9 protein-coding genes are annotated in these 11,519 nt (G+C 74.2%); 3 read left to right on the top strand and 6 right to left on the bottom strand.

The window, feature by feature from the left end; genetic code table 11:
• Nucleotides 1-154: 154 nt before the first annotated feature.
• From ACIO5E_RS31875 to ACIO5E_RS31850, 6 genes are read right to left on the bottom strand one after another with little or no spacing between them, the layout of a single operon-like run.
• Nucleotides 155-1,069, bottom strand: a complete 915-nt coding sequence (locus ACIO5E_RS31875; protein WP_400674547.1) for a hypothetical protein — start codon at nucleotides 1,067-1,069, stop codon at nucleotides 155-157.
• A 57-nt stretch (nucleotides 1,070-1,126) separates the two neighbouring features.
• On the bottom strand, nucleotides 1,127-2,437 hold the full coding sequence (locus tag ACIO5E_RS31870; RefSeq protein ID WP_400674545.1) for a DUF58 domain-containing protein: 1,311 nt from the start codon (nucleotides 2,435-2,437) through the stop codon (nucleotides 1,127-1,129).
• Nucleotides 2,438-2,468: 31 nt separating this feature from the next.
• Complete coding sequence (locus tag ACIO5E_RS31865; protein WP_400674542.1) at nucleotides 2,469-3,464, bottom strand: AAA family ATPase; 996 nt, start codon at nucleotides 3,462-3,464, stop codon at nucleotides 2,469-2,471.
• Complete coding sequence (locus ACIO5E_RS31860) at nucleotides 3,461-4,735, bottom strand: DUF4350 domain-containing protein (RefSeq protein WP_400674540.1); 1,275 nt, start codon at nucleotides 4,733-4,735, stop codon at nucleotides 3,461-3,463. The genes ACIO5E_RS31865 and ACIO5E_RS31860 overlap by 4 nt, the downstream gene beginning before the upstream one ends.
• Nucleotides 4,732-5,391 carry a DUF4129 domain-containing protein gene (locus tag ACIO5E_RS31855; RefSeq protein ID WP_400674537.1) on the bottom strand — a complete coding sequence of 220 codons (660 nt, stop codon included), beginning with the start codon at nucleotides 5,389-5,391 and terminating at the stop codon, nucleotides 4,732-4,734. Before ACIO5E_RS31855 ends, ACIO5E_RS31860 begins: the two co-directional genes overlap by 4 nt.
• A gap of 5 nt (nucleotides 5,392-5,396) precedes the next feature.
• A complete protein-coding gene (locus tag ACIO5E_RS31850) occupies nucleotides 5,397-6,572 on the bottom strand; it encodes a hypothetical protein (protein WP_400674535.1) in 1,176 nt (391 codons plus the stop codon).
• 288 nt (nucleotides 6,573-6,860) lie between these two features.
• Here ACIO5E_RS31850 and mtrA point away from each other — a divergent pair, with 288 nt between their 5' ends.
• The 3 genes from mtrA (at nucleotide 6,861) to ACIO5E_RS31835 (ending at nucleotide 11,476) form a co-directional block, all read left to right on the top strand.
• Entirely contained in the window at nucleotides 6,861-7,538 is a 678-nt protein-coding gene (mtrA, locus tag ACIO5E_RS31845; protein ID WP_030061806.1) for an MtrAB system response regulator MtrA, read from the top strand.
• Between the two features lie 70 nt (nucleotides 7,539-7,608).
• Nucleotides 7,609-9,633 carry an MtrAB system histidine kinase MtrB gene (gene mtrB, locus ACIO5E_RS31840; protein ID WP_400674532.1) on the top strand — a complete coding sequence of 675 codons (2,025 nt, stop codon included), beginning with the start codon at nucleotides 7,609-7,611 and terminating at the stop codon, nucleotides 9,631-9,633.
• The gene (locus tag ACIO5E_RS31835) at nucleotides 9,608-11,476 is read left to right on the top strand and encodes an LpqB family beta-propeller domain-containing protein (protein WP_400674530.1); all 1,869 of its coding nucleotides are present in this window, start codon (nucleotides 9,608-9,610) and stop codon (nucleotides 11,474-11,476) included. The genes mtrB and ACIO5E_RS31835 overlap by 26 nt, the downstream gene beginning before the upstream one ends.
• The last annotated feature ends 43 nt before the right edge of the window (nucleotides 11,477-11,519 follow it).

Raw genomic sequence — 11,519 nt, 5'->3', positions numbered from 1 at the left:
CAGGGGGGACCCTGTGGGAGAGTAGGACGCCGCCGAACAATCATTCAGAAGAACCCCCATCCGGGAAACCGGATGGGGGTTCTTCGCATTTCCGGACCATCTCGGCAGCCCGCTCGGGGTGGGCAGGGCTTCAGCCGCTGAGAGCCCGTGGAAACTAGGCGCTGTCGGGAAGGGGGGCCTTGTCGGGCTGACCGTGTGCCGCGCGGGCCGTGTCGTGGCTCGACCGGCGAGTGCGCTCCGCCCATGCGGCCACCGGCGGGCCTGCCGCGCCCAGAGCCGCGAAGAACGCGCCGAGCAGCAGCCAGCCTGCGTGTCCGAGTCCGAGGACCGCTGTCGTGAGGACCGCCGGAGCCAGGGCCTGCCCGGCGTCGAAGCCGATGCCGAAGAGGCCCTGGTACTGCCCCTGGGCGTGGTCGGGGGCGAGGCCGAAGCCGAGCGCGAAGCCGCCGGAGGACTCCCATACCTCTCCGAGACTGTGCACGCAGACGGCGAGGATGGCGAGCCCTGGCGCGATCCAGACCGGGACGTCCGCGGTCAGGGTCATCAAGGGGCAGCTGACCAGGAAGAGCAGCCCCGCGAGGCGGAACGCCCGGCCGCCCTCGCGCGGCGTTTCCACCCGGGAGCCGATCCTGCTTTGGAACAGCACGCATACCCCGCTGTTGACCGCGTAGACCGCCGCCACGGTCCAGCGGGGCGCTCCGGTGTGGGCGGAGAGCCAGATCGGCAGCAGCAGGGAGACGGTCTCGTACTGCAGGCCCATCGCGCCGTAGAGCGCGACGAAGGACACGAACGGACGGTCGGACAGGACGGCCCAGCGGTGGTGGTCCTTGGGCCGGGGAAGGGGCTGGTAGTTCGGGACGCGGATCAGCCCGACCAGCCCGGCGATCGTGAGACCGATACCGACCCGTGCGGCGGGCAGGTGCACCACCAGCGTGAAGTAGAGCACCGCAGCGGTGTTGAACAGCCCGTTGCCCACCCGGCTGACGGAGTTCGCGACGATGAGAGCGCGCTGCGGGCCGCTTGGCCCCAGCAAGCTGGATATCCGGAGCTTGGGGTCCTTCCCGATCATGCGGAAGAGGCTAGCAACGCCCCCGCACGCTCCAAGTGGTCTGGTGCGGAGGAGGTTTCAGAGCCGGCCGGCGGCCTTGAGCGCGAGGTAGGTGTCCGCGAGGGCGGGGGCGAGCTGGGCGGGGGCGGCGTCGAGGACGGTGACGCCGTGGCGGGTGAGGCGCTCGGCGGTGGCGCGGCGGTCGGCGCGGGTCTGTTCGGCGGCAGCGGCGCCGTAGACGGCTTCCAGGGTGCCGCGGCCGGCGGCGAGGGCGTCCAGGTGCGGGTCGGCGACGGAGGCCAGGACGACCTCGTGGCGCTTGGTGAGCAGCGGCAGCAGTGGGCGCAGGCCGTCCTCGACCGGGGCCGCGTCGAGGCCGGTGAGCAGGACGATCAGCGAGCGGTGCGGCGCCATCTTCAGGGCCGTGGAGACCAGCGAACGCATGTCGGTTTCGTGCAGGGCCGGTTCCAGGGAGGCCATCGCGTTGGTGAAGGCCGGCAAGATCTCACTGGCCGAGCTGCCGGCCACCGCGACGCGCTTGCGGGCGTCGTGGGCGAGCAGGTCGACGCGGTCGCCGGCGCGGGTGGCGAGGGCGGTGAGCAGCAGGGCGGCGTCGAGGGCGGCGTCCAGGCGCGGGGCGTCACCGACCCGGCCGGCGGAGGTGCGTCCGGTGTCGAGGACGATGAGGATGTGCCGGTCGCGTTCGGGGCGCCAGGTGCGGACGGCGACGGTGTTGCGGCGGGCGCTGGCCCGCCAGTCGATGGAGCGGACGTCGTCGCCGGGCAGGTACTCCCGCAGGGAGTCGAACTCGGTGCCCTGGCCGCGGGTCAGGACCGAGGTGCGGCCGTCGAGTTCGCGCAGTCGGGCGAGTCGGGAGGGCAGGTGCTTGCGGCTGGCGAACGGGGGCAGCGCGCGGACCGTCCAGGGCAGGGCGTGGGATCCCTGACGGCCGGCCAGGCCGAGTGGGCCGAGTGAACGGACCGTCACCCGGCGGGCGTGGTGGTCGCCGCGTCGGGTCGGGGTGAGCACGGTGACGGCTCGTCGCCGCTCGCCGCCGGGGACGAGCAGGGTGTGCCGGGAGGCGGCCTCGGCGGTGCCGGGCCGCCACGCGGACGGGGCCCAGGCGTCGCGGATCCTGGCTCGGAGGGGGCGCCCGGAGGGGTTGGTGACGGTCAGTTCGACGGAGGCGGGCTCGCCGAGCCGGACGGTGGTGTCGCCGCCCCGGCCGAGCCGCAGGCCACGGACGGGGGCGGCGAGCGCCAGGTCGATCACGGCGGCGAGCAGGACCGTGCCGGTGACGAGGCCGATCCCGGCCCAGGACGGCAGCAACAGGCCCACGACGAGCGTGCCGAGCGCGGCGAGCAGGGCGGTTCGCCCGGTGAGGGCCATGCGGTGCGCTCCTTAGGGAACGGGCGGTGGTTCAGCGGGGGGCGGGCGTCTGGGCGAGGACGGCCTGGATGACGGAGTCGGCGGTGACGCCCTCCATCTCGGCCTCGGCGCGCAGCGCGACGCGGTGCCGCAGGGTGGGCAGGGCGAGGGCCTTGACGTCGTCCGGGGTGACGTAGTCGCGGCCGGCGAGCCAGGCCCAGGCGCGCGAGGCGGCGAGCAGCGCGGTGGCACCGCGAGGCGAGACGCCGATGGACAGCGACGGGGACTGCCGGGTGGCCCGGCAGAGGTCGACGATGTAGGCGAGGACCTCGGGGGAGACGGTCAGCTTGGCGATCTGCGCGCGGGCGGCGGCGATGTGCGCGGGCCCGGCGACCGGGCGGACGCCGGCGGCGGCGAGGTCGCGGGGGTCGAAGCCGGCGGCGTGCCGGGAGAGGACCTGGAACTCCTGGTCGCGGTCGGGCAGCGGCAGGACGAGCTTGAGCAGGAAGCGGTCCAGCTGGGCCTCGGGCAGCGGGTAGGTGCCCTCGTACTCGACCGGGTTCTGGGTCGCGGCGACCAGGAACGGGACGGGCAGCGCGCGCGGCACGCCGTCGACGGTGACCTGGTGCTCCTCCATGGCCTCCAGCAGGGCGGCCTGGGTCTTCGGCGGGGTGCGGTTGATCTCGTCGGCGAGCAGCAGGTTGGTGAAGACCGGGCCGGGCTGGAAGGAGAACTCGGCGGTGCGGGCGTCGTAGACGAGGGAGCCGGTGACGTCGCCGGGCATCAGGTCGGGGGTGAACTGGATGCGCTTGGTGTCCAGGCTGAGCGCGGTGGACAGGGTGCGGACCAGCAGGGTCTTGGCGACGCCGGGGACGCCTTCCAGCAGGACGTGGCCGCCGCAGAGCAGGGCGACGACGAGGCCGGTGACGGCGGCGTCCTGGCCGACCACGGCCTTGCCGATCTCGGCGCGCAGGGCGGTGAGCGCCGCGCGCGGGTCGGTGGCGGTGTCGGGGGTGCTGGAGGGGGTGGCGGTGGCCTGTTCGGTCACGGGTTCCGTACCTGCCTTTCGAGGGCGTCGAGGTCGTCGGCGAGCCGCAGCAGTGCGGCGTCGTCGGTCGGGGGCGGGCCGAAGAGGAGGGCCCGGACGTCTCCGGCGGGCTGCTCGGGGAGGCGGTCGGCCACGGCCGCGCAGAGGGTGTCGGGGTCGGGCTCGCCGGCCTGGAGCGGGACGCCCAGGGCCGGGGCGAGGCGGTGCGCGGTGGCCCGGCGCAGGGCCTCGGCGGCGCGGCCGCGGGCCTTGGCACGGCGGTAGAGCCGGGCGCGGCCCTCGGTGGTCTCGGCGGCGCGGACCACCACGGGCAGGTTCTCGCTGATCACCGGGCCGAGTCGGCGGCCGCGCCAGAGGGCGGTCAGGACGGCGGCGATGGCGAGCTGGTAGCCGGCCCAGCGCCAGCCGTCCGGGACGTAGTCGCCGAAGGTCTTGTTCCGGGTGCCCTGGGGGAGCGGGGCGGTGTAGTCGGGCAGGTGCCAGGTGAGGTGGGGCTGGGAGCCGAGCAGGCCGAGGGCGAGCGCGGCGTTGCCGTCCTTGGCGAGTTCCTCGTTGTGCAGGAAGGCGCCGGTGCCGAGCACGATGACGTCGCCGCCGACGGCCGGGGTGCTGACCAGCGGGTAGCCGTGGCCGCGCGGGTAGCAGCCCTCGCCCCGGCTCCCGTTGGTGTAGAGCATCCCGCCGATGCCGGCGGTGCCGGCCCGGACGGCCTCGGTGAGCGAGCACTGTGCGGCGGTGCTGCGAACGGAGGCGTAGGGCGCTCCGCCGTCCTCCTCGGAGGAGCGGATCCCGGGGGCCAGGGCGCTGAGCGCGGCGGGGCCGGGGGCGATGAGGACGAGCCGGCTGTGCCGGGCGGCGGCGACGGCGCGCAGTTCGGCGGGGCTGAGCAGGTCGGGCTCGGGCAGGACGAGGGTGTCGGCGCCGGTCGGGTGGCCGGTGGGGTCGGCGGTGAGGTCGGTCTTGAGGCCCTGGTGTTCGAGCAGCGCGAGGACGGCGTGGGCGCCGTCCCGGTCGTACGAGCGGGGGTCGAGCGGCGGGTAGCGGCGGTCCTGGCCGATGGCGGCGACGGCGGTGGCGCCGATCAGCAGGACGGCGAGGACGGCCAGGTACCAGCGGGCCCGGCGCCAGAGGCCGCGGCCGGTCAGGGCGAGGCTGGTCGTGGCCGTCCCGGCGGGATCGGGATCGGGGTCGGGGCCGGCGGGGGGCGGGCTGGTGGGCCCGGCGTCCGCGGGCGACCGGGGGGCGGGTGGCGCGGGGGTGGTGCCGGTCATGCCGCTCCTCCCAGAGCCGGGCGGGCGCGCTCCAGGGTCCGGTCGAGCTCGCGTAGCAGCTGGTACGCGGCCTGGTCGGCGGTGCGCTCGCCGTAGGCGATGTCGTCGAAGGTTCGGGCGGCGGCGGCCAGGGCTGCGGCGTGTTCGGGCAGGGCCCGGCCGGCCTCGGCGGCGGCCTCGTCGGCGGTGCGGCCGGGGCGGACGTCGAGCAGGGTGCGCTCCTCCAGGGCCCGGACCAGGGCGCGCATCTGCTCGCGGACGGCCTCGGTCCAGTGCCCGGCGGCGGCGTGCCGTTCGGCGTCGGCCCGGTACTGGCCGGCGCTGCGCGGGCCCTCGACGCCGTAGACGCCGAGGACGGTGCGGGCCGCCCGCCGGGGCGCGCCGAGGCGCCACCAGAGCGCGGCGCCGATCAGCAGGGCGACGATCAGGAAGAGCACCAGGCCGGTGGTGCCGTTGGTGCCGTTGCCGGAGATGGCGTCGAGCGCGCCGGTGATCCGGTCGTTGAGCCAGGTCATGACCCGTTCCAGGACGGTTGGGTCGTGCTTGTGGTAATCCGCGTTGAGCAGCTCGTCGCGGGCGGCGTCGCGCGCCGGGTCACGTGGGACGGTGACCGGGGCGCCGCCCGCGGCGAGGAGCCTGTCCCCCCAGGTAGGCATCCGGTTCAGCGCCTCGCCGCGGGGGTCTGGCCGGACTGGTCGCCCCAGCCGGCGGCGCCGGGCTCGGTGGAGCCGGCGGCGCGGGCGAGTTCGATGTCCAGGGCCTCGCGGCGGATCCGCTGGTCGACGTAGATCAGGACGCCGAGGGCGGCCCTGAAGGGGATGGTGAGGGTGGCGGCGATGATGCCGGCGATCGCGGTGGTGATCAGCATCGCGGTGGGCCGGTCGGCCGCGCTGTTGACGTCGACCTGGCTGTTGAAGTCGCTGAAGCCGAGGACGAGCCCGATGAAGCGGAACGGGATCGCGATGACCATGGCGACGATGAAGGTCAGCACCTCGCCGAGCAGGGAGATGCCGAAGATCCGCCACCAGGAGCCGCGCACCAGGCGCCGGGAGCGGGACAGCGCGGTCAGCACGCCCTGCTTCTCCAGCATCAGGGCGGGGGCGGCCAGGCTGAACCGGATCCACAGCCAGAGGCCGACCGGGATGGTCAGGAAGCCGACGAGGAACAGCAGGGCCGCCGTCCCGGACGCGCCCGCCGAGCCGGAGGAGTAGAAGTACCAGGGGCTGAAGCCGAGCAGGACCACGCCGCCGGACATCAGGCCGGTGAGCACGGTCAGCCCGAGCAGCTGCAGCAGCCGGGGACGGGCGTCGCGCCAGGCGTCACCGGCGGTCGCGGACTGCCCGAGGACGGCGCGGCTGACGACCATGGTGAGCAGCGCGGTGGCGACCACGCTGACCAGCACCGTCAGCGGCATCGAGGCCAGCATGATCGTGACCTGGGTGGCGGCGCCGGTCTTGCCCTTGATCAGCAGGTTGGCGGCGACGTTGCCGGCCTGCTCGATGACGGCGATGCCGAGGGAGAGGGTGAGCGCCGTCCGCCAGTGCTTGCGGATGGTGGCGACGGAGCCGTCGAGGAGTTCGCCGAGTCCGAGCGGGCGCAGCGGGATGACGCCGGGCTTGGGGCTCCGCGGAGCCCCCCAGCCGTACGGGTGGGGGCCGCCGGGCGCCTGCTGGCCCCAGCCCGGCCGGCCGGGCTGGCCGTTCCAGCCGGGGGCGGGTACGCCCTGGGGTGGTGCCGACGGCCCGGGCACGGCGGCGGGCGCGTCGGCCGGGGGCCGGGCGTCGTCGCGGGGCGGCTCGGACGAGCCGGGCGAGGCCCAGCCCGGAGTGTCGGTCATCACTGCTCCTCGGAGGGGCGTCACGGGCGCGGTTCCGGGCGGATCTTTCGCCCGCGCGCAGCGCCCATCGTGCCATGGGGCCAGGAACGGCCCCATGGGTATCCGGTCGCTGATCGGAAACGGGGGCGCTCCGGTGGCCGGGCGGTGGGCCGCGGACGGTTCGAAGGCGTTCCGACGGGGCGCATTCGCCCGGTATGGACGGAATTAACCGGCTGGGGGAGTTGGCCGTTGTGGAGCATTGGCACTGCTGTGCGGCAGGTCACAATCCGGTAATGAGAGGATGGACGCATGAAGGGACGCGTCCTCGTCGTTGATGACGACTCCGCACTGGCCGAGATGCTCGGCATCGTGTTGCGTGGTGAGGGTTTTGAGCCGTTTTTCGTCGCGGATGGGGACAAGGCGCTAGCCGCGTTCCGGGAGACCAAGCCCGACCTGGTCCTGCTGGACCTGATGCTGCCCGGTCGGGACGGCATCGACGTCTGCCGGCAGATCCGGGCGGAGTCCGGCATCCCGATCGTCATGCTGACCGCGAAGACCGACACGGTCGACGTCGTGGTGGGCCTGGAGTCGGGCGCCGACGACTACGTCACCAAGCCGTTCAAGCCCAAGGAGCTGGTGGCCCGGGTGCGTGCCCGGCTGCGCCGCGCCGAGGAGCCGACGCCCGAGCAGCTGACCATCGGCGATCTGGTGATCGACGTGGCCGGCCACTCGGTGAAGCGGGACGGCCGGGGCATCCCGCTGACCCCGCTGGAGTTCGACCTGCTGGTCGCGCTGGCCCGCAAGCCCTGGCAGGTGTTCACCCGCGAGGTGCTGCTGGAGCAGGTCTGGGGCTACCGGCACGCGGCGGACACCCGCCTGGTCAACGTCCACGTGCAGCGCCTGCGGTCCAAGATCGAGAAGGACCCGGAGCGTCCCGAGATCGTGGTGACCGTCCGCGGCGTCGGCTACAAGGCCGGACCCAGCTGACGTGACGCACCCGTCCGACCAAGCCCCGTCGGGTTCCGCGACCGACGGGGCCGACGCCGTTCGCGGGTCCGTGCTGAGCTCGACCACCCGCCGTCGGCGCCGGGCGGCCGCGTACGCGATGCTGACCCGTCAGCTGCGGCGTCCGGCGCGCCGGGTGACGGTGCTGTACCGCCGGTCGATCCAGCTGCGGGTGGTGGCGGTCTCGCTGCTCGCGTCCATCGCGGTCGTCCTGGTGCTCGGCGTGGTCGTGATGGCGCAGGTGCGCACCGGCCTGCTCGACACCAAGATGGCGGCCGCCCGCGAGCAGGCCCGGATCGGCTTCCAGGCCGAGCTGAAGAAGATCGACGAGGCGAAGGACCAGCGGCTGCGGGTCGGCGGCACGCCCGACCCCACCACCGAGGAGACCGGCACCTGGCTGCTGCGGCAGGTCAACGACCTGGCCGCGAGCGGGCAGACCGTCTACTCGGTGATCGCGATGGCCTCCGGCACCGACGCCATCGTCCCGGAGACCGGCTTCGCGCCGCGCTACTCGGGCGACATCCTGCCCAGCAGCGTCCCGGACGGCCTGCGGGAGAAGGTCTACGCCGATCCCGGCCAGATGTTCGACCAGCCGGCCCGGATCCACCGGGTCGACGACCGGAGCGAGCCCGGGCTGGCCCTGGGCATGCAGTTCGTCGGCCCGGCCGGGAACACCTACCAGATGTTCTACGTGTTCTCCTTCGGCCAGGAGACCGACACCCTCAACCTGATCACCGGCACCCTGGCGACCGCCGGCGTGTTCGTGGTGATCCTGATGGGCGGCATCGCCTGGGTCGTGGTGCGCCAGGTGGTCACCCCGGTCCGGATGGCCGCCGGCATCTCCGAGCGGCTCGCCGACGGGCACCTGGAAGAGCGGATGAAGGTCACCGGCACGGACGACATCGCCCGCCTCGGCGAGTCGTTCAACCGGATGGCCAACGCCCTGCAGGCGCAGATCCGCCAGCTGGAGGAGCTCTCCCGGGTGCAGCGGCGCTTCGTCTCGGACGTCTCGCACGAGCTGCGCACCCCGCTGACCACCGTCCGGATGGCCGCGGACCTCATCTACGACAGCCGCGAGGACCTGGACCCGATGGCGGCCCGCTCGGCGGAGCTGCTGCAGGGCCAGCTGGACCGCTTCGAGTCGCTGCTCGCCGACCTGCTGGAGATCAGCCGCTTCGACGCCGGCGCCGCGATCCTGGACGGCGAGCCGGTCGACCTGCGCGAGATCGTCGCCCGGGTGGTGGAGGCCGCCGACCCGCTGGCGCAGGCCAAGGGCAGCGCGGTGGTGATCCGGGGCGACGGCGAGCCGGTCGTCGCCGAGGTGGACTCCCGACGGATCGAGCGCATCCTGCGCAACCTGGTGGTCAACGCGTTGGAGCACGGCGAGGGCCGTGACGTGGTGGTCCGGCTGGGCTCGGCGGACGGCGCGGTCGCGGTCGGCGTGCGCGACTACGGCATCGGCCTCAAGCCGGGCGAGGCGTCCCGGGTGTTCCACCGTTTCTGGCGGGCCGACCCGTCCCGGGTGCGGACCACCGGCGGCACCGGCCTCGGCCTGTCCATCGCGGTCGAGGACGCGCACCTGCACGGCGGCTGGCTGCAGGCCTGGGGCGAGCCCGGTGGCGGCTCGCACTTCCGGCTCACCCTGCCGCGCACCCGCGGCGGCGAGATCAGCCGGGCGCCGTTCCGGCTGGAGCCGGAGGACTCCCGCAACAACCGCGGCCTGGGCACCTACGGCATGCCGTACCGGCGGGCGATCAGCCCGTCCGGCGCGACCGCGATGACCGCCGCCGAGGAGCCGACGGAGACGCCGGAGGGGCCGGTCAACGCCTTCGGCAGCGGGCTCGGCGGGGTGCTGAACATCGGCCCGGTGGGCAAGCGCCGACTGCCCGAGGGGCCGCGCTCGGACCCCTCGGACGTTCGGGCGGCGGGGGCCGGGTACGGTGCCACCGGCGCCCAGGTGATGGTGGACCCGACGCGCGGACGGCCGTCGGTGGCGCAGCGGACGGCGGAGCCGGACGTGACGGGTGGGACGGACCTGGAGGGGTCGCAGCGTGCGAAGGACGAGCAGCAGGACTGAGCCGCGGTTCGTGGCGGTGGCCGGCGTGGTGCTCGGCGCCCTGGTGGCGAGCGGCTGCGCGGCCATGCCGGACTCCGGCGGCATCTCCAAGGTGGAGCTGTCGCAGGGGGCCGCCGACAAGAACCTGCAGGCCAAGGTCTACCCGGTGGCGCCGGCCAAGGGCGCCAAGCCGCGCGCCCTGCTGACCGGGTTCCTGGACGCGGTGACCGCCGACGAGGGGTACGAGACCGCGCGTCAGTACCTCACCGAGGACGCCGCCGCGCACTGGAACCCGGACGCCGGCGTCCAGGTGCTCTCCGCCGCCACCCCGAACCTCCCGGCCGGCCAGGAGGTCACCGACGCCGACACCAGGATCTCCGGGACGGTGACCGGGGCACTGGTCGCCAGGATCGACGAGCGGCACTCGTACGTCCTGGTCGGGCGGCAGGACGTCTCGTCCGACTTCACCTTCGTCCGGCAGAAGGACGGCGAGTGGCGGATCGACAAGCTGCCGGCCGGCGTGATCATGAACGAGACCAACTTCAACAACAGCTACCGCCAGGTCGACCGGTACTTCTACACCACCCCGGACCCGTCCTCGACCGCCACCGGAAGCGCCGGCCAGCAGGTGCTGGTCCCCGACCCGATCTACCTGCGGCGCCGGACGGACCCGCTGACCGCGGCCGCCAAGGCCCTGGTCGCCGGGCCCTCGACCTGGCTCGCGCCGGTCGCCCGGACCTCCTTCCCGAGCGGCGCCACCGTCGAGCGGGTGAGCGTCGACGACGGCCGGGTCGCCCATGTGCAGCTCGGCGGGGCGGACGTCAGCGAGCCGGTGTCCTGCCGGCGGATGGCGACCCAGCTCTTCTACACCCTCGCCGACCAGGGCAAGGGGCAGGTCGAGCGGCTGGAGCTGAAGGGCCAGCGCGGCACGTGCTTCGCGAGCCGCAACGACCTGCCGGCCACCGGCCCCGGCGCCCTGGCCGGGCCGCTGCCCGCGCAGCAGTACTACCAGCGGGCCGACAACGGCGTCCTGATGGTCACCGACGAGCAGCGCAGCGGCGAACCGGTGCGCGGCGCCCTCGGCAAGCCGCAGCCGGCCGGAAAGGCCCCGCTCGGCGAGATCTCCGTCAACCGGGACGGCTCCCGGGCCGCCGCGATCAGCGGGGACGGCCACCAGCTCTACTCGGTGCCGCTGGCGGACAGCCCGGTGACGACGCCCGACCCGGTGGTCACCTCGCCGGTGAAGACCGCCGACAAGGAGGACGGGCTCGCCTCGCCCAGCTGGGACGGTCGCGGCGACCTCTGGGTGGTGGACCGCAACCCGCAGGGCCCGCGGGTGGTGATGGTCCGCGGCAACCGGGCGTACCCCGTCGCGGTCGAGGGGCTGGAGGGGCAGACCGTGCAGGCCCTGCGGATCTCCTCGGACGGCACCCGGGTCGCCCTGGTGGTCAAGACCGCGGGCGCGCCCGGCCGCTCGCTGCTGTTCGGCCTGGTGGTGCACGGCGGGACCCCGGACGCACCGACCGCGCGGATCACCGGCCTGCGCCGGGCGGCCCCCTGGCTCACCGACGTCGTCTCGGTCTCCTGGGCGGAGTCGGACCAACTGCTGGTGCTCGGCAAGGAGGCCGACCGGATCCAGCAGCTGTACTACATCAGCACCGACGGCTCGCAGAACGCCGACGCCAAGCTGCAGGGCGGGGAGAGCATGCTCACCGTCTCGGCCTCCGAGTCCCGGGGCAACGTCCTGGCCCAGGCACCCTCGGTGCTCGCGGTGGGCAACAGCAAGATCTACCGCCTGATCGGCAGTCAGTGGCGGGAGGTCCAGTTGACGGACAAGGCCGGCTCCTTCTTCTACGCGGGCTGACGCTCCGCCGGGCCGCCCGGTGCCGGCGCCCTGTCCCGGACCG

It is taken from the genome of Kitasatospora sp. NPDC087314, assembly GCF_044744365.1.
GTDB lineage: Bacteria > Actinomycetota > Actinomycetes > Streptomycetales > Streptomycetaceae > Kitasatospora.
Note: the sequence above shows the minus strand (reverse complement) of the source record. Positions and strands in the feature narration are given on the sequence as shown.